Raw genomic sequence first — 23,191 nt, forward strand, 5'->3', positions numbered from 1 at the left:
GGGCAGAGGCTCGGTGCGGGTTATTCCAGCAGCACATCGTCACCGCGCAGGCAAACAGGCCAGGTGGTCAGGCGCTTCTCGGGGTCTTCCAGGCAGACGCCATCGCGGAGCCGGAAGTGCTGCTTGTAAATGGGAGAGGCCACCACTGCCTCGCCGTTCACATGGCCGATGATGCCGCGGCCGATCACGTTGGCGCCGGAAAACGGGTCGTGGTTATCCAGCGCGTAGAGCGCCTCGCCCCGGTCAGTGGCGTTCTCGTGAGGGTCAGTCACGTCGGCCTCGCCGGGGCGAGCCGGCAGATGGAACAGCGCGATCTGATGGCCATTGTACCAGGCCACCACGCCGGAACCGGCCACCAGATCCCGACGGTGGCACAGGTATACTGCGTCGGTGGTGTGAGGTGCAGCGCAGGATGTACTCATGAGGATATCTCCACTGCCAGGGCCTTGATCTCGTCAGGTCGCGCCGGGCGCGGCTGGTTACGTTCGGAAACGGCGATGATGTCGGGGTCGCGGCGCGAATCGTTGACGAAGGTGCGGAAACGCTTGAGCTTTTCCGGGTCCTTGAGGGCATTGGCCCACTCGCATTCGTACTGGTCGACCACGTGCTGCATCTGGGCTTCCAGGGTGTCTCCCAGCCCGAGGCTGTCATGGATGATGACGTCCTTCAGGTAGTCCAGCCCGCCCTCCAGGCTTTCCCGCCATACCGAGGTGCGCTGAAGGCGGTCAGCCGTGCGGATATAGAACATCAGCAGGCGGTCAATCAGCTTGAGCAGGGTGGCGTCGTCCAGGTCGGTGGCGAACAGCTCGGCGTGGCGAGGGCGCATGCCGCCATTCCCGCAGACGTACAGGTTCCAGCCGTGCTCGGTGGCGATCACGCCGACATCCTTGCTCTGGGCTTCGGCGCACTCGCGGGTACAGCCGGATACCGCAAACTTGAGCTTGTGCGGCGAGCGTAGTCCCTTGTAGCGGTTTTCAATCGTCAGGGCCATGGCAACGCTGTCCTGCACGCCGTAGCGGCACCAGGTATTACCGACACAGGATTTTACCGTACGAGTGGATTTGCCGTAGGCGTGGCCGGTCTCGAAGCCGGCATCAATCAGCTCACGCCAGATCTCGGGCAAATCCTGCAGTTCGGCCCCGAACAGGTCGATGCGCTGGCCGCCGGTGATCTTGGTATAGAGGTCATATTTCTTCGCTACTGCCCCCATGGCGATCAACTTGTCGGGGGTGATTTCACCGCCGGGAATGCGCGGCACCACCGAGTAGGTGCCGTTTTTCTGCATGTTGGCCATGAAGGTATCGTTGGTGTCCTGCAGTGGCACCAGGGAGGCATCCATGATCGGGGCATTCCAGCAGGATGCCAGAATCGAGGCCACGGCGGGCTTGCAGATGTCACACCCCAGCTGCCCGGTGCCGTGCCGTGCATGCAACGCCTCGAAGCTGGTCAGCTCCTCGACGCGTACCAGGCTGTAAAGCTCCTGGCGGGTATAGGCAAAGTGTTCACAGAGACTCTTGTCGACGCTGATGCCGCGGCTTTCCAGCTCATGTTCGAACACCTGCTTCAAAAGCGCCGTGCAGCCGCCACATCCGGTACTGGCTTTTGTATCGGCCTTGAGGGTGGCCATGTCGCTGCAGCCGGCCTCCACGGCCTGGCACACTGCCCCCTTCGAGACGTTATGGCAGGAGCAGATCATGGCGGTGTCCGGCAGGGCATCGGCCCCGAGGGTCGGTGCGCCGTCACTGTGGGGCAGTATCAGGCTGGCGGGGTCATCGGGCAGGGCAATGCCGTTTTGCACGTACTGCAGCAGGGTGTCGTAGTAGCTGTTGTCGCCGACCAGTACGGCGCCGAGCGCGGTCTTGCCGTCAGCCGAGACCACCAGCCGCCGGTAGCCATGAGTGGCTTCATCAATGAAGCGGTAGCTGATGGCGCCCTCGGTATGGCCATGAGCGTCGCCGATCGAGCCCACATCCACGCCCAGCAACTTGAGTTTGGTCGACATGTCGGCGCCTGCAAACGGTTCACCTTCAAGCCCTACCAACTGGTCGGCAGCGGTGCGGGCCATGGTGTAGCCCGGCGCGACCAGGCCGAAGACACGACCGCTCCACAGGGCGCACTCGCCAATGGCGTAGATCGACGGATCGGAGGTCACACAGGCATCGTTGATCATCACGCCGCCGCGCTCGCCGAGGGTCAGTCCGCACTCACGCGCCAGCCGGTCCTGCGGGCGAATACCGGCGGAAAATACGATCAAATCGGTCTCGAGCGGCTCATGGTCCTTGAAATGCATCCGGTAGCGGTGGGTCTCGCCCGGGGTGATCTCGGTGGTGGCGTGGTCGACGTGCACGTGCACGCCGAGTGCCTCGATCTGGCGTTTCAGCGCTCGGCCACCTTCGTCGTCCAGCTGCACGGGCATCAATCGGGGCGCGAACTCGACCACATGCGCCTCAAGCCCGAGCGAGGTCAGCGCGTTGGCGGCCTCGAGACCCAGAAGCCCGCCGCCGATTACCACGCCGCGCCGGTGGGCGTTATCGGCCACGCCCGCGGCGGCGTCGCGGATGCGGTCAAGGTCGTCAAGGGTGCGGTAGACCAGCCCGGCGTGGCCGGTGCCGTCGTCCACGGTCGGAATCTGCGGTACGAACGGGTAGGAGCCGGTGGCGAGCACCAGCTGGTCATAGGGGAGGTCGCCGCGTTCGGTGGTCACGGTCCTGGCGCTGCGATCAATGGTACTGACGTGCTCGCCCAGGCGCAGCTCGATGCCGTGGCGCGCGCAGAAATCGGCTTCGCCGAGCGCCAGCCCCTCGGCGTCCCGGCCACTGAAGTACTCGGAGAGGTGCACACGGTCGTAGGCCCGGTGGCGCTCCTCGCCGAACACCGTGATCGCAAAGCGCTCATGAGCGCCGCGTTCAACCAGCTGTTCCAGAAAATAATGGCCGACCATGCCGTTGCCTATCACGATCAGCCGAGGGGAATGGGACGTGGTCATGCGACCTCCTGCAGAGGGTGGGTGGCATCGGCTGCGCCGAAAATCAGTGTCTCTCGAGCCGCCCCCAGGGCGGTGCCGGCCTGGGCCAGCCGAAACAGGGCGGGGCCATCGGTGGTGTCGCCGTACAGCACGGCGCCCACCAGGCGGTCGTCGGCAATCAGCAGGCGGCGGTAATCGCCGTTGCCCGGGTCGGCGTAGGTCATCGATTCCACACCGGGGGCCGGGTCGGCCGCGCCGAAGCTGTACAGATCAATGCCGGCCACCTTGAGCCGCGTGGCGCTGGGCATCGGGACATGGGCCGGGGTCGCGTGCCCGCAGAGCACGTCGGCCAGGGTCTCGACCTGCTCCCAGATCGGCTCCACCAGTCCGACGGTGGTGCCTGCCACTTCGGCGCATTCGCCCAGAGCGTGGATGGCCGGGTCCCGGGTGGTGAGGTGGCCATCGACGCAGATGCCCTTGTTCACGTCCAGCCCGGCAAGTCGGCCCAGCTCGGTGTTGGGGGTAATGCCGGCGGCGATGATGACGCAGTCGGTGGCCAGACGACGCCCATCGGCCAGCACCACGGCGCATACCTGGCCATCGGCGTTACCTTCGCACCGGGCCAGCTGCGCGCCGGTTTCCACCGTAAGCCCGCGTTGGGTCAGGGTGTCCTTCAGCCAGCTGGCGGCCACAACGTCGAGCTGGCGATTCATCAATCGGTCGCTGCGCTGCAGCAGGGTGACTTCCACCCCGCGTTTTCGAAGCCCTTCGGCGGCCTCGAGCCCCAGTAACCCGCCACCGACCACCACGGCGCGTTGCCCCGCGGTGCGCTGCATCAGCCAGTGACTGTCTTCCAGCGTGCGGAACCCGCCAATATTGCCAAGGCCAATGCCTGGCATGTCCGGCAGGGTGGGGCGGGCGCCGGTGGCCAGCACGAGGCGATCATATTCAAGGCGCGTACCCTGATCGGTCCACAGGGTGCGGGCAGTGCGATCAATGCCGGTTACCTGCTCACCCAGATGCCAGTGCAGGCCATGCGTCGCCGGAGCGGGCAAGTCGAGGCTGTCACGGTCAATCTCGCCGGCCAGCCAGGGCGACAGCAGAATGCGGTTGTAGGCGGTAGTGGCTTCTTCACCGATCACGGTAATGCGGGGCGGTCGGTCGGGCCGGGCCATCAGGGCGGTGACAAGTCGGTGCCCGGCCATGCCATTGCCGACCACTACCAGGTGTTCATGGGGCGGGGAGTAGCCTGTCGTATCTGTCATGCTGATCTCCTTGGGTGGTGGCGCGTTGCGCACTACCACCACGAAAAAGGCGCCTGATGCCACCAGGCCGAAGCTTCGTGGCATCAGGCGCCTTTGCCTGAAGGAATAACGATGTCATGTGCTGCGGCCGTCGTTGGCCGGTCATGAGTCTGACAAGGCGAAAGGTGTGCCATGTGCGGGGAATATTTTTCAATTCAAGCAGTTGGATGGTCAGGGCTATCGTCGGGTTGGCGGGTGGGCTACTGAAATGATCATGCTCGGTGCACTCGCTGCGCGATATGCACCATTTCCAGCCATGATCCCATGCCGATGCGGGTCAAGCGGCGCCTTGTCTTTCGATATTCATGCGCAACTGCCTGTTTTTGAATGAAAACGATCATCAAGGAGTGATAATTGCCTTCATTTGGTACGCGGTGCGGAACAATGGGGTTCCAGCCCGACAGTATTCCCGCTTCATCCGACAGCACATCACTGTGCCGGCATCTGCCGGCATCAGGCAAAGAGGCCTGACCTCACGGCAACGTGACGTCAGGCCTCTGTCGTTTTCAAGGAGGCTTCATGTCCGATGCCCGTGCCGTACACCCGCCGAGTGTACACAACGCCGCTCCCTGCCAGGCCGCGACCACCTGCCCCTACTGTGGGGTGGGGTGTGGCGTAAGCGCCACGCTTGAACAGGGCCGAATCACGGCCGTCGCCGGCGATACGACCCATCCCGCCAATCAGGGAAGGCTGTGCGTCAAGGGCAGTGCGCTGCATGAAACACTGGGGCATTCAGGTCGGCTGCTGCATCCGCGTGTAGATGGTGCGATAACCAGCTGGGATGACGCGCTGGATCAGGTCGCTGCCCGGTTGAGCGCGACCCGCAGCACGCATGGCAATCACGCCGTGGCGGCGTACCTGTCCGGTCAGCTGTTGACCGAGGATTACTATGTGGCCAACAAGCTGTTCAAGGGGTTTCTTGGTACACCGCATGTGGATACCAATTCACGGCTGTGCATGGCCTCGGCGGTCGCCGCCTACAAGCGTGCCTTCGGGGCAGATGCCGTACCCTGCTGCTATGACGATCTTGAGGAGGCAGAACTGGTCGTGCTGGTCGGCTCCAATCTGGCCTGGAACCATCCGGTGCTGTATCAGCGGCTCAAGACGGCCCGGTCGCGTAATCCGCTGATGCGCATTGTGGTGATTGATCCGCGGGTGACCGACAGCTGCGACATTGCCGATTTGTACCTGGGCATTGCCCCCGGCAGCGACGCACGGCTGTTCAACGGTCTGCTGGCCTTCATGCACCGCACCGGGCGCATGGATCAGGTCTATCTGGACCGTCATGCAGAAGGCCTTGAGGAGGCTCTGGCGGCTGCCTGCGAGGCGGATGTCACCCTTGACGCCATCGCTGCCGACTGCGATATCGACCCTGAGCGGCTGGAAACCTTCTATTACTGGTTTACCAGCCAGCTGCATGTCGTGACCCTGTACTCTCAGGGCATCAATCAGTCCAGCAGCGGCACCGATAAATGCCAGGCAATCATCAATTGCCATCTGGCCGGGGGGCGTATCGGCCTGCCCGGTGCCGGGCCGTTTTCGATCACCGGACAGCCCAATGCGATGGGTGGCCGTGAAGTGGGCGGGCTGGCCAATCAGCTGGCGGCCCACATGGATTACCACACCCCGCAGGCCCTGGAGCGCGTCACGCGCTTCTGGCAGACCGGCACACTGGTGCCGACGCTGCCGGACGGGCCTGGCCTCAAGGCGGTGGCGCTTTTCGAGGCCATCGAACGGGGGGAGGTACAGGCGGTATGGATCATGGCGACCAACCCGGTGGTCAGCCTCCCGGACGCTGACCGGGTCAAGCGCATTCTGGCGGCCTGTCCGCTGGTCATCGTGTCGGACTGCATGGCCAATGCCGAGGTACTGGATGTGGCCGACATCATCCTGCCGGCCACCGGCTGGTCGGAAAAGGACGGTACCGTCACCAACTCCGAGCGCTGTATTTCACGCCAGCGCGGGCTGACCGAACCGCCCGGCGAGGCCCGGCACGACTGGTGGATCATGACCGAGGTGGCGCGTCGGCTCGGCTTTGCCCAGGCCTTTGACTACGACCATCCGGCCACCATCTTTGCCGAGCATGCCCGGCTTTCAGGCCTGGATAACGACCCGGGCGCGGCGGGCTGGCGCGTATTCGATATTTCCGGTCTGGCCTCGTTGACGCGGGATGAGTATGACGCGCTGGCGCCGATACAGTGGCCGGTCAATGCCCGGGCACCGGCCGGCACGGCGCGCCTGTTTACCGACGGACACTTTCCCACGCCGAGCGGGCGGGCCCGATTGATGCCGGTGAGGCCGTGTGGCCCGCAGCAGGCTCTGAATGCTACGTATGCCCTGCGGCTCAATACCGGACGGGTGCGTGATCAGTGGCACACCATGACTCGCACGGCGCGTTCCGCCCGGTTGATGAATCATCGTGCCGAGCCCTTTGTCGACCTGCACCCGGAGGACGCCGAGGCACACGGCATCAAGGATCGTCAGCTTGTTGAGCTGACCGGGATCTGTGGACGATTTCGTGGCCGGGCACGGATCGCTCGTGCCCAGCGCCGCGGCGAGGTATTTGTGCCAATGCACTGGAACGAAGCATTCAGCGGCCGTGCCAGGGCCAATGCCCTGCTGGCCCCGTACGTGGACCCGATATCCGGCCAGCCGGAATCCAAGCATGGCGCGGTTAATGTGCGCCCGCTGACCCATGGCCGTGAAGCCACGCTGATGGTGACAACCGAACTGGCCGAAGACCTTCAGCCTGTTCGCGACTGTGCGTACTGGGCTCGGATCCCGATGTGCCACGCCGTGCGCTGGCAGCTGGCCGAAGACAGTGACATGGCCGAACGGGACTGGCTGGCCTGGATTGAAGATACCCTGCCCGGGCCCCTGTCACAGTGGAGCGTGGACGACGCCCGTGGGCGTCTGCGGGCAAGCAGCCTGCAGGATGGCCGCCTGAACTGGTGGCTGATGGTTGGCCCGCCTGACACGCTGCCGTCACCACTGTGGCTGGATGCGCTGTTCGGCGAGGCATCCTCCGAAGGCATCTCCATGGCGGTACGCCGGCGCATTCTGGCTGGTCGTGACAGTGATGCCCGTGATGACGGACCAATTATCTGCAGTTGTCATCAGGTCGGGCAATATGCCATTCAGGCCGCCATCCGCGATGGCGATCACAGTATCGAGGCCCTGGGGGCCCGGCTGGCCTGCGGCACACAGTGCGGCTCCTGCCAACCTGAACTTAAAGCCCTTCTGGAAGAGGAGCGTGACCATGTCCGCCTGTAACCCATTGCGTGCTCCGCGATTAAACCCCATCCGCTGGATGGCGCGGCTGAGCCAGATGGCTCAGGGGCGTCTGGCCGGGCGCACAGCGATGCCACCGGCGCGCACCGCGTTGCCTGCCGCCCTGTCGGGACAGGTCGCGCTGGTCGGGGCAGGCCCCGGGGCGCTGGATCTGCTGACGATTCGGGCACTTGATCGGATCAGCGCCGCCGAGGCGGTGGTCTATGACCGGCTTGTCGGCCCGGATATTCTGGCGCGCATCCCGCCGGGATGTGAGCGCTATTACGTGGGCAAGGCCTGTGGCCATCACAGCGTACCTCAGGCGGAGATCGGCGCGCTGCTGGTGCGGCTGGCCGGTGAGGGCAAGCGCGTTGTGCGGCTCAAGGGGGGTGATCCGGGGGTATTTGGCCGAATGGGAGAGGAGCTTTCTGCGCTGGCCGAGGTCGGGATCGACGCCGAGATCGTGCCTGGCATTACCGCCGCCTCCGGCGCCGCCGCTGCGCTTGGCATGCCACTGACGGACCGCGCCCATGCTCAGGGCCTTCGCTTTATCACCGCGCAGCAGTACCGCGCCGGGCACGGGCCTGACTGGCAGGGCCTTGCACGGCGCGATGAAACGCTGGTGTTTTACATGGGGCTGGGCCGGGTGGGCGAAATCAGCCAGGGCCTGATGCAGGCAGGGTTGCCTGCCGACTGGCCGATGATGCTGATTGCCCATGCCTCCCTGCCGAGCCAGCAGGTGCGCGTCAGTACGCTGCGCGACATGCCGGATGTGCTGGCGCACGCGCCGCTGCCGTCGCCCTGTCTGATTGTCGTGGGCAGTGTGGTCTCGATGCAGCAGGCCATATCCATGACCACCGAAAAATCGCTACAGACCACCTTGTCTGGCTGATCGTGGAGCAGGTGTAATACGCGTCATTAAAAAACGCCGTCATGACCATGACGGCGTTTTCGTGTCAGTACCCCGGCAGCGCCGGGATGACAGAAGCAGTGGCGTCAGCGCGCTGCCGCAGGTTGGGCGGAATTCCCCCGCTCACCACTGGCCTGCTCATAGGCCAGGCCTTCTTCGGCTTCGGTGGCGGGAGTGAAGCGGACGGCAAGGGTGCACAGCGATGCCAGTATCACGGCCACACCGAGGTAAAACAGCCCCTGCTGGTAACTCAGCGATTCGCTGCGAAACAGAAAGCCTGCTGCAACGGCGCCTGCATTGCCTCCCGCGCCCACGATGCCGGCCACGGCGCCCAGGGCCTTTTTATTGATAAAGGGCACCACGCCGAACGTGGCCCCTTCCGCCATCTGCACAAAGAGACTGAAGACCAGCATGATGCCGATAGCCACGGCCAGCGTCTGCATCTGGGCAAAGCCGATCAGGGCGATGCCTTCACACAGCATGGCCACGAACAGCCAGCGAACCCGTCCCTTGAGCCCGCCCCGGCGAGCAAACAGGTCGGAAAATACGCCGCCCAGGGTACGGGCAAACAGGTTCATCATGCCGAACAGACCGGCAATCAGCCCGGCGGTGGCCAGACTCAGCGAAAACGTGTCGAAAAAGTAGATGGCGGCGATGTTGTTGATGGTCAGCTCGACGCCAAAGCAGGCCGCGTAGACGATAAACAGGGCCCAGACCCGAATGTCCTTCGCCGCTGACAGGAAGCTTTGCAGGGCGCCGTGTTCCTTCGTGGCCGGTGGCAGCTCGCCACGGGAACGCAGGTCACTGAAGTTGCCATCCGGGGCGTCCTGCGTGAAGCGGTAATAGGCAACGCCGGTCAGAAACAGCACGATGCCGGGCACAACCATGGCCAGCCGCCAGCCCAGGGCTTCATTGACGCCAAGCATCAGGATGCCCGAAAACACCAGTGGCATCAGTATCTGGGTTGTCCCGCCACCCAGGTTGCCCCATCCGGCAGTGGTGGCGTTGGCGGTACCCACCACGTTGGGGGCAAACATCATGGTGGAATGGTACTGGGTAATCACGAACGAGGCGCCAATGGCGCCGATCGCCAGCCGTGCCATCAGAAAGGTTTCAAAGCTGTCGGCCAGCCCGATCAGCATGACCGGCAGGGAGCCAAGGCACAAAAGCCAGGTATAGGCCTTGCGCGGTCCGATGCGGTCGCACAGCAGCCCGATGACCAGCCGAACCACAATAGTGATGGCGACCGAGGCAATAATGGTGTTGCCGATCTGGGTCTTGGTCAGGCCCAGGTCGTCTCGCACGACCGCCATCAGCGGCGCAATGCCGAACCAGCCGAAAAAGCAGACGTGAAAGGCGAACCAGGACATGTGAAATGCGCGCATCTGCGGCGTTGATAGCGTGAACAGGCGGATCCTGTTGGCTTTGTGTCGGATGTTCATGACTCGTGCTCCGTGGGTAACGACGGCACCTGAATGGCGTCGCGCCAAAACGAAAACGGCGTCCATCTCGTTTCGCGGGGGCACGAAACAGGATGGACGCCGTTGTCCTCTGCGGGTCCGGGTGGGGCCGGCCTGCAATGAAAGATGACAGGGTTGCCGTTAGACAACCGATCGGACCGCCGTTGGCCCGAGTCATCCTTTCAAAGCATACGAAGTGCCATCTCAAGGTAAGCCGTTATTTTTCAGGGGGTTGCGTGGTGCGAGGGTGGTGGCGGGCCGTTGTTGTGGGCAGGCGTGGTGCACCCGCGGGGAAGGGCGCACCAGCGCGTGGCGGGGGCTTCAGGGGGCGGGGCGATCAACCATCAGGTCCATGACGGCCCGCGCCACCGCAACCAGTGGCTTGCCCTGATCCATGGCTGTCTTGCGCAGCAACCGATAGGCGGCCTCTTCCGAGAGCGCCTCATGGGCCATCAACAGGCCCTTGGCCCGCTCGATCAGCTTGCGCTCCCGCAGGTGGCGGCGGGTGTGCTCAAGCTCGTCACTGAGTTTTGCCAGGCGGCTGTTCTGGGCCTGCACCAGCCCCACCAGCCCGCATCCCAGGTGAAATCCCATGGTGCTGGTCGCCAGAGAGGCAGTGGCTGCATCGCTGTCCATTGACGGCAGCGGTGAGCCGGGCTCCTCCGGAAGGTCATTGAGGTGGGCCGAGGCGTCGAACGGGGTGTCTCGGCACGATTGCAACTGCTCATGACAGCATTGATGCAGATCGGCCACCAGCTGGTCTTCCACGCGCTTCATGCCGTCAATGCGTTGTGTGGCCAGGGCGTACCACTGCTCTCCAGGATCTTGGAGCCCGGCCGGCAGAGGCGTACCGTGGTGCGCCAGCTGGCGAAGCCATTCAAGCGCTTCGTTCATCGGCGGTGAGCCGGCCTGTTGCCAGAGTGCCTGCTGTGCCGGGGTTGCAAATTCGGTAAAGGTCTCCAGGCAGCGCTGCTGTGCGTCGATCAGTTGCGTGAGGGTATGCTGCAAATCAGCGTCAAAGGTGCCCTGGGTAAACCCGAAGGCGGTGCAGGCACGTTCCTGACCGGCCAGCTCCTTGCCCTGAATGAAATGAAACAGGCTGACCAGCGCACGGGCGATTACCGGGTTATCCGCCGTGTCGGCAGCTTCAAATACCACGGACAGAAGTGTACTGATCAACCGGTTGTAAAGGCGCAGGGTGTCATCAACGGTGACGTCCAGTGTGTCGATCCGGGTGCGCAGCCCGGGCAGGGCATTCATTCCCTGCCAGACTGCGGCAGTCCGTCTCATAAGCCCCGGTCCGGCATGCCTGAAGGCGCTGGAGGGAGCATGTTCCGGCAGGGCCCACTGACTCAGGCGTTCATTCAGCAGCTCTCCGGCCTGAACGGATTCCTCGATACGCTGGCGGCGCTGGTGCACAAAGCGCTGGCCGTGGGAGCCCAGATAAATACTCGAAGCCCCTCGCTCGCGTTGAAGGGCGTGCACCAGTCGGCAGGTATCACCGACCAGCAGGCAGGTATCACTCAAGTGAGCCAGTCGTTCCAGCTCGGCGTCGTGGGCGGCTTTCAACAGCCGCTCGATGGGTGCAGTCGTCACGGTCTTATCCTCTGGCCCCGCTCGGAGGAGGTCGTCGATAGCGTTATTGTTGTGTGGTCTGGCTGTCCCTCAAGGGTATACCACATGCCCCCGGTCAGGTACGACGAACGTCCAGGGGCATCCATCACGGCGCAGCATTCAGCAGGAGTATCCGTATCCCTGGTGGGTCGGACGATCATGCCGGGCTGAGCTATAGTGATGCGACATGTCCTGTGCCGGGTAACCGTGATGATTCCTGCCTCCTGTACCACCTTCTATCTGGAGCTGCCTGCTCCGCGAGAAGATCTCGCCCCCGCGCTTCCACCCCGGATGGTGGTTGATGAGGTGACGCCCCCTGACTGGCGGCTGAATCGACGGCTCTATCATCTGGTGGGTGATGGCTGGCAGTGGGAAGATCTGGACGAAGCCACCGACGAGGAGTGGCAGAAGCGTATTGCAGACCCGACACTCAGGACCTGGACTGCCACGGTGGGCGATACCCTCGTGGGCTACTTCGAGCTTCACCGGCCGGATCATGTCACTACCGAAATTCGCTATCTGGGGCTGTGCCCGGGCTGGACGGATCAGAAGCTGGGCGGCCCGCTGCTTGGCGAGGCGCTGCGCAAGGCCTGGGGCTGGCCCGGTACACGGCGGGTCTGGGTGCATACCTGTACGCTTGATCATCCGTCGGCGCTTGCCAATTATCAGGCCCGTGGGATGGTGCTCTACCATCAGGTTGAGTGCTGACTACCGGTGCGATAAACAAACTTTATTGTTAACCTGCTAACTATCGTCTAGGCTCTGGGCATCCATGAACAGGGCCGATGATGCCCTGATCACTATTTGCTCAGGGAGAGGCAGTTTGACTTCTATTTTTGCACCGTATGATCTTCAGGACATCCGACTGAACAACCGGGTCGTGATGGCCCCGATGACACGCTCCCGCGCCAGCGAACACGATGTGCCCAACGAGCTGGGCGCGCTGTACTACCGTCAGCGGGCCAGCGCCGGGCTGATCATTTCCGAAGGCAGCCCGATTTCACGCGAGGGGCAGGGGTATCTGTTCAACCCGGGGATCTTCAGCCCGGATCAGATTGCCGGCTGGAAAAAGGCCACCGATGCCGTGCATGAGCGCGGTGGCAAAATCTTCTGCCAGACCTGGCACGTAGGGCGGGTCTCGCATACCTCGATTCAGCAAAACGGTGCGGCTCCGATCAGCAGCACGACCACCCAGGGCGGCATGGCCTTCGGCTACAACGAGGACGGCATGCCGGATATGCTCGCGGCCAGCAAGCCGCGTGCGGCTACGACCGAGGAATGTGGCCGGCTGGTGCGTGACTTTGCCCAGGCCGCCGTCAATGCCCGGCAGGCCGGCTTTGATGGTGTGGAGCTGCACGGGGCCAATGGCTATCTGCTTGAGCAGTTCATCAACGGTGCGCTGAATGACCGGGATGATGCCTATGGTGGCTCGCGGGAAAACCGCTGCCGGCTGCTGCTGGAATCCATCGACGCCTCCGTGGCCCTCATCGGTGCCCATCGGGTCGGTGTGCGGCTGACGCCATATGCGACGCTGTTTGACATGCCGCTGTATGACGATATTGAAGGCACCTATCTCTACCTGGCAGAAGAACTCGGCAAGCGTGGGCTGGCCTATGTGCACCTGATGGACCAGGGCGCTCAGGGTCAGAACCCGCTGCCGCGTGACTTCCTGCGCAGGTTCCGTGAGGCCTATACCGGTACGCTGCTGTTTGCCGGCAACCTCGACAGGGAAGAAGCGCAGCGCCTGGTGGATGAAGGCACCATCGATCTGCCCGTGTTCGGCCGCCCCTTTACCTCCAATCCGGACCTGGTGGAGCGGATGGAAAACGACTGGCCGCTGACGCCCTTTGACCCGGATACCTTTTATGGTGGCGATGCCCGCGGGTACGTTGACTTCCCCACCTATCAGGAAGAGCAGACCCGCAAGGCGCGTGAAAAAATGCTCGCAGACCGTGCCTGATCCTGCACTGACGCACTGACAGTCGCATTCTGCTGACGCCCGGGCCCTGTGCCCGGGCTTTTTTGTGTGCAGGGCTATCCCCCGGGGCAGCGTGCTGCGCTATGGTAGGCCTTCTGTTTCTGCTGGAGATGCTGTTCCCATGGCTCACCCCTGTTACTGGCACGATAGCCTTGCGACCCCGCCGGTGGCCTATTCACGGCTTGACGGTGATATCGACGCCGATGTGGTCATTATCGGTGCCGGGTTTACCGGCCTCTGGAGCGCGTATTACCTCGGTAATGCCGACCCTTCGCTGAGGATTGTGGTACTGGAAGCCGAGCATGTGGGGTATGGGGCCTCGGGGCGCAACGGTGGATGGCTGGTCGGCAGCATGGCCGGGCTTGATCGCTACATTGACGACTGGCCGCTGGCAAAGCGCCAGACCGTATGTGATCTGCTGTGTCGCAACGTGGATGACATTGGCGCCGTGCTGGAAAGGGAAGGGATAGAGGCCGACTACCACAAGGGAGGAGCGGTCTATGTGGCGGCCCGTTATCCGGCACAGGAGCAGGTGCAGCGGGAATACCTGGCGCACCTGCACCATATCGGCTTTCGTGACGAGGACTGCCGCTGGCTGGACCCTGATGCCATGGATCGTATCGGTCGGTTTCGTGATCAGCGTGGCGGTATCCTGCAGCGTCAGGTCGCGACCTTTCATCCGGTGAAGCTCCTGCACGGTCTGGCCGTCCGGCTGGTGGCGCGCGGTGTGCGCCTTTACGAGCACAGTCCCGTGGAGGAGACGGCGCCGGGGCTTGCCCGCACGCGTCATGGCCGGGTCAGGGCACGTCATGTAGTGACGTCTACGGAGGGCTATACCCGTCATCTGGGGCTGAAGCGCCATATCCTGCCGATCGAGAGCATGCTGATTGCCACCGAACCGCTGTCTTCCATGCAGTGGGACGAGATCGGCCTGGCCGGCCGTCAGGCCTTCGGGGATGCCAGTCGGCTGGTGACCTATGGCCAGCGCAGCCAGGATGACCGGCTTATTTTCGGGGCACAGGGCTACTACCATTTCGGCGGCCCTGCCCGGGCGGAGTTCGGGATTTCCGCGCGGCATCAACGCATGCGGGAGGGGTTGCTGAACGCCCTGTTTCCCGGCCTTGGCAAGGTCAGTATTACCCATGGCTGGGGCGGGACGCTGGGTCTGTCACGCCACTTTCGGCCCCATGCCATTCTGGATGCGGAGACCGGCATGGCCACTGCCGGTGGCTACGCCGGAGAGGGGGCTGCCATGGCCCACCTGATGGGGCAGACGCTGGCGGAACTGATCACCGGGCAGCAGACCGAGCGTACCCGGATGCCTTGGGTGCATGCCAATGCCCGTCCCGCAGAGGTGCTGAAACGCTGGGAGCCGGAACCGCTGCGGTGGATGTCTGCTCAGGCCGTGTCAGCAAGCTATGGTCTGGAAGAGGCGATGATGCAGCGTGACCTTCATGTGCCGGGGTTGAGTCCTGCGCTCAATGCGGTCAACAACGCCGTATCGCGGATGGTGGAGTAGGCCCTTCAGGCCGGGTCACTGCACTACCACCAGCGCAACGATAATCCCCAGATGCCCTGGATACCAGCTGCGCCACAGCCAGCGCGGCAGCGTCGCGCGTGGTGGCAGACGCGGCACGTCATGGCCGCCGCGGGCAGCAATGACCAGCACGAACAACGTGGTGGCACAGGTAAAAAACAGGGCGGGCGTGCTGTCATTGAGTTGGGTGGCAAGCCAGCATACCGGCAGGCATCCCAGCGCAGCGGTCAGGCGAGGGTAATTGACCAGCAGATACTGCGCCAGCATGAAGGCCGGAATGATCAGCACGCCGTCCCGGCCGTATTCAAGCCGTGGCCCCACGGCGTACCAGAGAAACAGGCCGACTGCGGCCAGCAGCACATGCCGAAGCACCGTCGCCGGGTTCCATGCCGCTTCCCGCATCAGGGCACGCGTGGTGCAGGCCAGCATCAAACCGAGCGCGAGCGTAAAGCACACGTTCAGCGCCAGCCCACCGGTCAGCAGCATGAAGGGTAACTGGGCCACCAGGCCTATGATCAGCAGGCGCCTTGTATAGCGCCAGTGGCGGGAGGTGTCATACAGGGCATGCCAGGCCACCATGGCCGCAAACAGCGGAAAGGCGATACGCCCTGCCGTTTCCATGATCCACAGGGCCTGGCCGTGGCCCGCCGGGACCAGCAGGTAGCGGGCAACATGATCCAGCGTCATGGTGATCAGGGCGAGCCATTTGCCCCATTCCGTCCATCCGGAGCAGGGGGGCGCAGGTGGCATGCCGGTCATTCACCCCCCCCCCTGTACATGCGTGGCGTCGAAGCGGTTACAGCAGCGGGCCCTTGAGCACGACCTGAGGCTGGCCAAGGGAGTTGCGCTCGACGTGGCCGTCCACACGATAGACCTGTTCCAGCAGGTGCTCGTCAATGATGGTGGCACAGGGACCGAAGCGATGCATGCGCCCCTGGCTGATGGCCAGGGCCTGGTCACAGTACCCCAGGGCATGGTTCAGGTCATGCAGGGCAATCATCACGATCATCCGGCGCTCGTCGGCCAGTCGGCGTACCAGGCTCAGCACTTCCATCTGGCGGTGCAGGTCGAGGGCGGCGGTCGGCTCATCCATCAGCAGAATGTGCGGGCGCCGGATGAGGCTTTGTGCAATACCGACCAGCTGCCGCTGGCCCCCGCTGAGTTCGGCCAGATACCGGGAGGCGAGGGAGGTAATGCGCAGCGAGTCGAGCAGTTCGTCGATCCGCTCAAGCTCTTCGGCGGTCACCTTCAGTGAGCGTCCCTGCTTGGCAGCCAGGACCACGGATTCAAACACGGTCAGGGCGGCGCTGGCGCTGGTATCCTGAGGCAGGTACACCAGTGCCTGTTCTCCGTCGGGAACGCCTTCGATATGTACCTGGCCTTCTCCGGCTGCCAGCCCGGCAATGCGGCGAAACAGGCTCGACTTGCCGGCGGCATTGGGGCCGATGACGGCAATGATCGATCCGTCGTGAATCACGGGCGTCGTGATGTCGGTCAGTATCTGAGTACGGCCATAGCGTACGCCGAGGCCTTCAATGGCGAGGCTTACCATGCGTTACGCTTCCTGCTTGCAAAGATCAACGAGAAGAAGAACGGGATACCTACCAGCGCTGTTGCCACGCCGATCGGCAAAATGGCGCCCGGTACCAGCATCTTGCTCAGCACCGAGGTGGCCGAGAGGATGAGTGCGCCGCACAGGATCGAGGCGGGCATGAAGAAGCGTTGATCTTCCCCTACCAGCATTCTGGCGATGTGCGGGCCTACCAGGCCGATAAACCCGATGCTGCCGACGAACGATACCGAAATGGCGGCCAGCAGGCTGACGAGCATCAGAGTGGTCAGGCGCAGGCGCTTGACGTTGACGCCCAGGCTTTCCGCGCGGGCATCTCCCAGTCGCAGGGCCGTCAGGGCCCAGGACTGGCGAATGAACAGGGGCACGGTCAGCACCAGCGCCATGGCCGTTACCGCCACCTTGGTCCAGGTCGCCTTGACCAGGCTGCCCATGGTCCAGAACACCACGGCAGACAGTGCCTGTTCGCTGGCAAGGTACTGAAGCAGGGCCTGCAGGGCATTGAAGGTAAAGACCATGGCAATGCCCAGCAGCACGATCGTCTCGACGGTCACGCCCCGCAACTGGCTGAAAAAGTGAATCACCAGTGCAGCCAGCATGGCCATGACAAAGGCATTGAGCGGAATGATGAAGGCCGTCAGCACCGGCACCAGCGCAATGCCGAATACCAGTGCCAGGGCCGCGCCAAACCCGGCCGCGGCAGAAATGCCCAGGGTAAACGGGCTGGCCAGGGGATTGGCCAGAATCGTCTGCATCTGGGCACCGGCCACCGACAGCGAAGCCCCGACGGTCAGCGCCATCAGCGCGACCGGCATGCGAATCTCCCACAGGATCACGCGCATCTTGGTGTCAGCGTCATCCGGGAACAGCAGAGTGGTGACTACGTCGGACAGCGGGTAGTCATAGGGTCCGGTCGCCAGGTCGACGGCAAAGGATACGACCAGGGCAGCGGCCAGCCCGAGCAGAATAAGCAGGCGGCGGCCGATGCTGGCACGGTAGGAATGACTGCCCCGGTGAACCGTTGGTGCAAGCGTATCGCTCATGCATCCTCATCTTTGTTCAGGGACGTGAAATACCCGGGCGCATACTCGAGGGGCAAAAAGCGGGAGTAAAGCTCGCGCAGGGTGGCGTCAGGATCCACGTCCCTGAAGAGGTCAGGGTGAATCCACTTGGCCAGCTGTTCGATGGCCACAAACTGATAGGGGCTGTTGTAGAACTGGTGCCAGATGGCGTGCACGTTACCCTGTTTCACTGCTTCGGTGTGGGCTAGGGCCGGGCGGGTCAGCAGGTATTCAAGCCGCTTGCGGGCTTCGGCCTGGTCGCTGTTCGGACCGGCAGGAATCCATTTGCCGTCCGGGACATAGCCGCTCCATTCGCCGCCGGTGGCAATATAGACCGACGGGTCGGAGGCGATGACCTGCTCCGGGTTCACCGTGCCGAACGTCCCCGGGATGATGTCGCCTGCGATGTTGTGTCCACCGGCCAGGGTCACCATCTCGCCAAAGTTGGCGTTACCGAACGACATGCAGCATTCCTCGCTGTAGCCGGCGGCGCGCTCGATGAATACTTCCGGTGTGGTCGGGCTGGACTTGGCCAGTCGGTCGGTCACGGCCTTGATATGGGCGTTGCTGAATTCAATGAATTCGTCGGCGCGTTTCGAATGATCCGTCAGGCGGCCCAGCAGGCGCAGGCTGGGGTCGGTGTGCTGCATGGGCTTTTCACGGAAATCGATGTACACCACCGGGATGCCCACGGCGGCCAGCTTCCGGTCAAGCCCGGAGCTTTCCGTAGCTTCACGTGCCTCGATATTCATCACCACGACCTGCGGGTCAAGCGTGATGGCCTGTTCGACATCGAAGGTGCCTTCCTTGAAACCACCGAAGGTCGGAATCTTCGTGATCTCCGGGTAGCGCTTTTTGTAAGCCTCCCAGGAACCCGGGTCGGCCTTGGCGAGGTCATCGCGCCAGCCCACGACCCGCTTGAACGGTGCTTCCCGGTCCAGCATGGCCAGGGCATAGATCATTCGACCCTCACCCAGAATCATCCGTTTTACCGGGACTTCAACGGACACGTCGCGGCCGGCGATATCGTGAACGGTAATGCGTTCCTGCGCGAATGCGGCCGTGGACAGCGCCCACAGCACTAATGCGGTGATGATTCTTGATGTCATGCCCGATACGTCCTGCCTTTTTATGATAGAGCTTATTATTTGGAAGTGTTTGTCACTTGTAAACCGCTATTTGGCGGCGCTCTGTTATCGCTTTGTTGCCGAGCCCGGATCGGCATGAAGCGTGGCAGGGGGCAGTGTCGTGAAAACGCACCGGCCGGGTGGGCGGTGCGGTTGAGGAGGAAGGCGGCTACTGCGCCTGTGCCTCGCGCTCCAGCGCGGTACATACGCCGGCCTCGAGCCCCAGCGCCCTGCCCAGCTGATCGAGCCATGCCCGTTCCATGTCATTTTGCTCATCAATGATGGCAACGCTTGCCAGGTAGACTTCCCGGGCCGCCTGGGGGGTATCCACATCCCGTGCGATGGCACTGGCATCGAGCCGGCTCGCCATCTGCTGCTCGACCCATGCCTGCAGCTCGTCATCGGCACCCAGCTCGCGCATCTGACCGGCCAGCATGTCCTGTTCCCGCTCATCGATATGCCCGTCGGCTCGTGCCGCGGCAATCATCGCCTTGAGAATGACCCGGCTGCGCTGCTCCCGGGCCTGGGCATCAAGCTGTTCCAGCGGCTCACCTTCACCGGCGGTCGAGCTGCTCTCACTGCGGTGTTTCTGCCAGGCCTGCCAGGCCATTTTGCCCAGGCCTGCCAGGGCTGCGTACTTGATGGAGCTTCGCCCGCGCCGGCCTCCCAGCAGCATGCCCAGCGCGCCGCTGCCCAGAAGCGAGGACACGTTGAATCCGGAATCGCCGGCGGTGTGTTTTTTGCTCGACGAACGGGCAGCCTGCTTCATCAGCTGGGATAGGATCTTCTGTGCGTTCATGAGCTCTCCTGACGCAATGAATGAAAGTGTCCCCCTCTTTATAGACCCTTCAGGCCATTCGAGGTGGGGCCGTCGCGCTCGACCAAGGTTGAGGAAGGGTTTGCCGCAGGAGTGTGCCAGGGTCAAAAAACCGTTATTCACCCGAGGTGGCTCAAGATGCTCAAGGTTGTCGCTCGTCCCGTGGTGCGGCTTGTAGAGCGCTATCTACCCGATGCCTATATCTTTGTGCTGTTGCTGACACTGATAGCGGCCGGCGCCGCCATGCTGGTCGAAGGGCAGTCGCCCATGGCGGTGCTGAGGGTCTGGGGCGGCGGATTCTGGGGGCTGTTGAGCTTTTCGATGCAGATGCTGATGGTACTGGTCAGCGGTTATCTGCTGGCCAGTTCGCCCCCGGTCCGGCGTGGTCTGACGGCGCTTGCGCGGCTGGCCGGCACGCCCGGGCGGGCCATTCTGATGGTGACGCTGGTGTCACTGATGGCCAGCTGGATCAACTGGGGGTTCGGGCTGGTCATCGGGGCATTGTTCGCCCGCGCGCTGGCCCGGGAAATTCGGGTGGATTACCGCCTGCTGATTGCCAGTGCCTATTCCGGCTTTGTGGTATGGCACGGCGGACTGGCCGGTTCCATTCCACTCACCATCGCCACGCCCGGTCATTTCACGGCTGACCGGATCGGTGTGATTCCAACCAGTGAGACTCTCTTTTCATTTTATAACCTGGCCATTCTGGCGGCACTTTTCGTGATCATGCCGCTGGTCAACCGGGCAATGATGCCGGACGAAAGGGACATCGTGCTGGTCACGCCCGAGCAGCTGGCCGAACCGGAGCCCGTGGCCGGAAAAGACGCTTCGCTGCCTGCCGAGCGCCTTGAAAACAGCCCGTGGCTGTCCTGGCTGGTAGGCATTCCCGGTGTGCTGTATCTGGTGGTGTATTTCATTGTCGATGGCGGCGGGCTGAACCTCAACAGCGTCAACTTCCTGTTTCTTTTTCTGGCGATGGTGCTTCACCGCACGCCCCGCAACCTGCTCAACAGCCTGACCGAGGCCATCAAGGGCGGCGCCGGGATCGTCATCCAGTTTCCGTTCTATGCCGGCATCATGGCCATCATGGTGGAGTCGGGGCTGGCGCAGTCACTTTCGGAACTGTTCGTGTCGATCGCCGATGCCGATACGCTGCCGTTCTGGTCCTTTCTCAGTGCCGGGCTGGTGAACCTTTTCGTGCCATCCGGCGGGGGGCAGTGGGCCGTTCAGGCCCCGGTCATGCTGCCGGCCGCGCAGGCACTCGGGGCTGACGTGGGCCGGGTGGCCATGGGCGTTGCGTGGGGGGATGCGTGGACCAATCTACTGCAGCCCTTCTGGGCACTGCCGGTGCTGGCCATTGCCGGGCTGGGCGCGCGGGATATCATGGGCTTTTGCATGATTCATCTGGTCATTACCGGCGTGGTGATCGGGGCGGGACTGACCTTTCTCTAGGCGGTGATGTTCACTGATGAGCAGGGCTGCCGCCCCCGGCGAGGAGGTCGGCAGCAGGCCATCAGGCGGGCGGCAGTCTTTCCGCGCCCCAGCTTCGGCGGATATAGCCCATGACATCGTCCAGTTCGGCAGCGGGAATATCGGCCAGCCGGCCCTCTTCCTGCGGATCCTGATGGAAGATATAGAGTCGTGAGGCAAACTGGGCGAAGGGCAGGGAGGCTTCGCCGAAGCGCTCGCCGCAGCCATCGGTGCTGACATCCACGCCATCGCCCCAGTTCTGACCGCTGTCATTGTTGGGATTGAAGAAGTAGATTCGCATGTGATCATCCGGCCCCGGAGCGGCGCGCAGAATGCTGATGGCGTGCCAGCCGATGAAGCGGGCGGCACTGTCGGTCACGGCAATGCCGGCGGGTTGCGGGTGGATCAGGGGCTGGTCGCCGTTATAGTGCGGATGGTAGGCGGCGTAGAAGTGGCGCAGGAAGGTTTCCGGCTCGATCAGCATGCCGGTGGCCACATCCACATTGATGTGAAAGGCGCGTCCGGTCCACCAGCCGTGAAATTCCGGATTGATCCAGCGATGCGGGTCGCCTTCCCGACCGATGCAGCGCCGGCCCATCTCCATGTAGATGCGGTCCAGATGCGGCACCACCAGCAGGGACACCGGATCGAGGTCCAGCGGTAGCGTGGGAGAGAGGCCTTCACCGCTGTCGCAGGATGAAATCGGCTGTCCTTCAAAGTGCATGGTAATGCCGTCATCCCGTGCCGCCCAGGTCACCATCTGCAGCAGATAGTCCGGGTCGCTCCAGCCCCACATGGAAAGCGCCCTGGCGGACTGACAGGTGGGATTATTGCCCTGGCCCACGCCCAGAGGCTGGCCCAGCATGCACAGTACGCCTTCCAGCAGCCGTGCTTCCGGGTCCACCATGTCACCATAGGCGGCCTTGATACGGGCACGCGACCAGTCGCTCAGGGGCAGTCCAAGCTGACGCCACAACGCCGGCGGAATGGGCGGCTGGTACAGAATGCCGCGTTCCAGCAGCCGGGCCAGGCCGTACAGGGCCTGATCGGTTTCCGGCTGGGCCACGCGTGCCAGCAGGGCACGGATCAGCGGGTGAAAGCGCAGCAGACAATCGCGGCCGGTGGCGGACAGCCCGAGCGCCTCGCTGATCAGGTGATCGTGATCCTTCAGCAGATAACGCACCAGTACGGCGTGATAGGCCGAGACCAGCCCGGTATCGTGCATGGCGCGGGCCATGCCGGTGGCCTCCAGCTGAAGGGCGGCGCCATCCATCATGGCCAGCCGTTCTTCGTAGATATCAATGCCCGGATCTTCGCTGCAGGCCTGGGTCGGGCCGAACAGGCTGCTGACCAGCCGTGTTGCTCCCTGCCCGCTGGTGCCCAGATCGATCTCCGGGTCCGCCTGGCACAGGGCGATGCGGGTAATCATCTCGCGGATGGTTTCGGTCTGAATCGGGCGCTGTTTCAGCAGCCGCCAGATTTCATCGATCATGGAATCGATGACGTTTTCAAACCCGATGCGCTCGGACAGGTGAGCCAGCAGCTGACGGGATACCAGTGCCAGTTTGCCCTGGGTTTCCCGTTCGGCTTCGCTGGGCGGGCCAAACAGCATCGACAGGTTCAGCGCCAGTACCTGGGTCAGGTAGGAGCGGGCCTGTTCGGATGACACCTGGGGGTGGGCATAGTCCTCCCGCGCGACGGCCAGCAGGCGCAGCTCGCTGAGAGCCTCGATGACCACGGTCATCGGCTCGGGGCTGGTCAGTGAGTGGCGGGTCAGTGTCGGCAGCAGAATGCCGGGGCGTGCCCAGTCCGAGCCTTCGAAAATGCCGGCTTCTTCCATCGCTCTGGCACGGGCTTCCAGCGTCCCGCAGCCACCGGGCTCCATCAGCACACGGCGTGCAATATCGAATACGCGTCCTGCCCGCCCCACGCGGGAAACGGAAGGCGCGTCGGCCAGCCGGGCAACGGCATCGTCGAGCTGAAGTTCAAGACGGGCGAGCCGTGAAGGCTCGCCCGTTGCGTGTGATTCGCCACTGTCCTTGATCGTCACAGGGCCTCCCTGAGGCGGCACGGCGCAATGCCTGATGCATTGCCCGCGCTATCGCATG

The 23,191-nt window shown here is 63.3% G+C and carries 17 protein-coding genes; 6 read left to right on the forward strand and 11 right to left on the reverse strand.

Features of this window, described 5'->3' with window-relative positions; translation table 11 throughout:
- Positions 1-20: 20 nt before the first annotated feature.
- Genes OQ287_RS07505 through OQ287_RS07515 form a run of 3 tightly spaced genes read right to left on the reverse strand, consistent with a single transcriptional unit; the run spans position 21 to position 4,230 of the window.
- Complete coding sequence (locus OQ287_RS07505) at positions 21-422, reverse strand: nitrite reductase (NAD(P)H) small subunit family protein (protein WP_250934964.1); 402 nt, start codon at positions 420-422, stop codon at positions 21-23.
- The gene (gene nirB, locus OQ287_RS07510; RefSeq protein ID WP_265896051.1) at positions 419-2,986 is read right to left on the reverse strand and encodes a nitrite reductase large subunit NirB; all 2,568 of its coding nucleotides are present in this window, start codon (positions 2,984-2,986) and stop codon (positions 419-421) included. Before nirB ends, OQ287_RS07505 begins: the two co-directional genes overlap by 4 nt.
- Positions 2,983-4,230, reverse strand: a complete 1,248-nt coding sequence (locus OQ287_RS07515; protein ID WP_265896052.1) for an NAD(P)/FAD-dependent oxidoreductase — start codon at positions 4,228-4,230, stop codon at positions 2,983-2,985. Before OQ287_RS07515 ends, nirB begins: the two co-directional genes overlap by 4 nt.
- 558 nt (positions 4,231-4,788) lie before the next feature.
- Between OQ287_RS07515 and OQ287_RS07520 the strand changes: the two genes are divergently transcribed.
- Both OQ287_RS07520 and cobA read left to right on the forward strand, forming a co-directional pair.
- Complete coding sequence (locus OQ287_RS07520; RefSeq protein ID WP_265896053.1) at positions 4,789-7,542, forward strand: nitrate reductase; 2,754 nt, start codon at positions 4,789-4,791, stop codon at positions 7,540-7,542.
- An 88-nt stretch (positions 7,543-7,630) separates the two neighbouring features.
- Positions 7,631-8,431 (forward strand): uroporphyrinogen-III C-methyltransferase, encoded by an 801-nt coding sequence (cobA, locus tag OQ287_RS07525; protein WP_265896337.1) that lies wholly within the window; start codon positions 7,631-7,633, stop codon positions 8,429-8,431.
- 104 nt (positions 8,432-8,535) lie between these two features.
- Here cobA and OQ287_RS07530 read toward each other — a convergent pair whose 3' ends face one another.
- Positions 8,536-9,891 carry an MFS transporter gene (locus tag OQ287_RS07530; RefSeq protein ID WP_265896055.1) on the reverse strand — a complete coding sequence of 452 codons (1,356 nt, stop codon included), beginning with the start codon at positions 9,889-9,891 and terminating at the stop codon, positions 8,536-8,538.
- Between the two features lie 339 nt (positions 9,892-10,230).
- Positions 10,231-11,505, reverse strand: a complete 1,275-nt coding sequence (locus OQ287_RS07535; RefSeq protein WP_265896057.1) for a nitrate regulatory protein — start codon at positions 11,503-11,505, stop codon at positions 10,231-10,233.
- A 198-nt stretch (positions 11,506-11,703) separates the two neighbouring features.
- Between OQ287_RS07535 and OQ287_RS07540 the strand changes: the two genes are divergently transcribed.
- The 3 genes from OQ287_RS07540 to OQ287_RS07550 all read left to right on the forward strand — a co-directional run bounded on the left by OQ287_RS07540 (position 11,704) and on the right by OQ287_RS07550 (position 15,020).
- Positions 11,704-12,231, forward strand: a complete 528-nt coding sequence (locus OQ287_RS07540; RefSeq protein ID WP_265896338.1) for a GNAT family N-acetyltransferase — start codon at positions 11,704-11,706, stop codon at positions 12,229-12,231.
- Between the two features lie 115 nt (positions 12,232-12,346).
- A complete protein-coding gene (locus OQ287_RS07545) occupies positions 12,347-13,483 on the forward strand; it encodes an alkene reductase (RefSeq protein ID WP_265896059.1) in 1,137 nt (378 codons plus the stop codon).
- Between the two features lie 139 nt (positions 13,484-13,622).
- A complete protein-coding gene (locus OQ287_RS07550) occupies positions 13,623-15,020 on the forward strand; it encodes an NAD(P)/FAD-dependent oxidoreductase (RefSeq protein ID WP_265896061.1) in 1,398 nt (465 codons plus the stop codon).
- 15 nt (positions 15,021-15,035) lie between these two features.
- On the opposite strand, the gene OQ287_RS07555 is transcribed toward OQ287_RS07550, so the two are convergent.
- The 5 genes from OQ287_RS07555 to OQ287_RS07575 all read right to left on the reverse strand — a co-directional run bounded on the left by OQ287_RS07555 (position 15,036) and on the right by OQ287_RS07575 (position 19,595).
- On the reverse strand, positions 15,036-15,788 hold the full coding sequence (locus OQ287_RS07555) for a TraX family protein (RefSeq protein WP_265896062.1): 753 nt from the start codon (positions 15,786-15,788) through the stop codon (positions 15,036-15,038).
- A gap of 46 nt (positions 15,789-15,834) precedes the next feature.
- The gene (locus OQ287_RS07560; protein ID WP_250934980.1) at positions 15,835-16,590 is read right to left on the reverse strand and encodes an ABC transporter ATP-binding protein; all 756 of its coding nucleotides are present in this window, start codon (positions 16,588-16,590) and stop codon (positions 15,835-15,837) included.
- Positions 16,584-17,651 carry a FecCD family ABC transporter permease gene (locus OQ287_RS07565; RefSeq protein ID WP_250934981.1) on the reverse strand — a complete coding sequence of 356 codons (1,068 nt, stop codon included), beginning with the start codon at positions 17,649-17,651 and terminating at the stop codon, positions 16,584-16,586. The genes OQ287_RS07560 and OQ287_RS07565 overlap by 7 nt, the downstream gene beginning before the upstream one ends.
- The gene (locus tag OQ287_RS07570; RefSeq protein ID WP_250934982.1) at positions 17,648-18,778 is read right to left on the reverse strand and encodes an ABC transporter substrate-binding protein; all 1,131 of its coding nucleotides are present in this window, start codon (positions 18,776-18,778) and stop codon (positions 17,648-17,650) included. The genes OQ287_RS07565 and OQ287_RS07570 overlap by 4 nt, the downstream gene beginning before the upstream one ends.
- A 187-nt stretch (positions 18,779-18,965) precedes the next feature.
- Positions 18,966-19,595, reverse strand: a complete 630-nt coding sequence (locus OQ287_RS07575) for a tellurite resistance TerB family protein (protein ID WP_250934983.1) — start codon at positions 19,593-19,595, stop codon at positions 18,966-18,968.
- Positions 19,596-19,751: 156 nt separating this feature from the next.
- On the opposite strand from OQ287_RS07575, the gene OQ287_RS07580 reads away from it, so the two are divergent.
- Positions 19,752-21,065: a short-chain fatty acid transporter gene (locus OQ287_RS07580; protein WP_250934984.1), complete on the forward strand. Its 1,314-nt coding sequence runs from the start codon at positions 19,752-19,754 to the stop codon at positions 21,063-21,065.
- A gap of 61 nt (positions 21,066-21,126) precedes the next feature.
- Here the strand turns inward: OQ287_RS07580 and OQ287_RS07585 are convergent, their stop codons facing one another.
- The gene (locus OQ287_RS07585) at positions 21,127-23,133 is read right to left on the reverse strand and encodes a hypothetical protein (RefSeq protein WP_265896063.1); all 2,007 of its coding nucleotides are present in this window, start codon (positions 23,131-23,133) and stop codon (positions 21,127-21,129) included.
- Between the last annotated feature and the right edge of the window lie 58 nt (positions 23,134-23,191).

Origin of the sequence: Larsenimonas rhizosphaerae (assembly GCF_026240105.1) — a bacterium.
In the GTDB taxonomy this organism is placed as follows: domain Bacteria; phylum Pseudomonadota; class Gammaproteobacteria; order Pseudomonadales; family Halomonadaceae; genus Larsenimonas; species Larsenimonas rhizosphaerae.

Coding starts and splice junctions, on each gene's coding strand:
- OQ287_RS07505 (WP_250934964.1), bottom strand. CDS start 422: ATGAGTACATCCTGCGCTGCACCTCACACCACCGACGCAGTATACCTG.
- nirB (WP_265896051.1), bottom strand. CDS start 2,986: ATGACCACGTCCCATTCCCCTCGGCTGATCGTGATAGGCAACGGCATG.
- OQ287_RS07515 (WP_265896052.1), bottom strand. CDS start 4,230: ATGACAGATACGACAGGCTACTCCCCGCCCCATGAACACCTGGTAGTG.
- OQ287_RS07520 (WP_265896053.1), top strand. CDS start 4,789: ATGTCCGATGCCCGTGCCGTACACCCGCCGAGTGTACACAACGCCGCT.
- cobA (WP_265896337.1), top strand. CDS start 7,631: ATGCCACCGGCGCGCACCGCGTTGCCTGCCGCCCTGTCGGGACAGGTC.
- OQ287_RS07530 (WP_265896055.1), bottom strand. CDS start 9,891: ATGAACATCCGACACAAAGCCAACAGGATCCGCCTGTTCACGCTATCA.
- OQ287_RS07540 (WP_265896338.1), top strand. CDS start 11,704: ATGCGACATGTCCTGTGCCGGGTAACCGTGATGATTCCTGCCTCCTGT.
- OQ287_RS07550 (WP_265896061.1), top strand. CDS start 13,623: ATGGCTCACCCCTGTTACTGGCACGATAGCCTTGCGACCCCGCCGGTG.
- OQ287_RS07555 (WP_265896062.1), bottom strand. CDS start 15,788: ATGCCACCTGCGCCCCCCTGCTCCGGATGGACGGAATGGGGCAAATGG.
- OQ287_RS07560 (WP_250934980.1), bottom strand. CDS start 16,590: ATGGTAAGCCTCGCCATTGAAGGCCTCGGCGTACGCTATGGCCGTACT.
- OQ287_RS07565 (WP_250934981.1), bottom strand. CDS start 17,651: ATGAGCGATACGCTTGCACCAACGGTTCACCGGGGCAGTCATTCCTAC.
- OQ287_RS07570 (WP_250934982.1), bottom strand. CDS start 18,778: ATGACATCAAGAATCATCACCGCATTAGTGCTGTGGGCGCTGTCCACG.
- OQ287_RS07575 (WP_250934983.1), bottom strand. CDS start 19,595: ATGAACGCACAGAAGATCCTATCCCAGCTGATGAAGCAGGCTGCCCGT.
- OQ287_RS07580 (WP_250934984.1), top strand. CDS start 19,752: ATGCTCAAGGTTGTCGCTCGTCCCGTGGTGCGGCTTGTAGAGCGCTAT.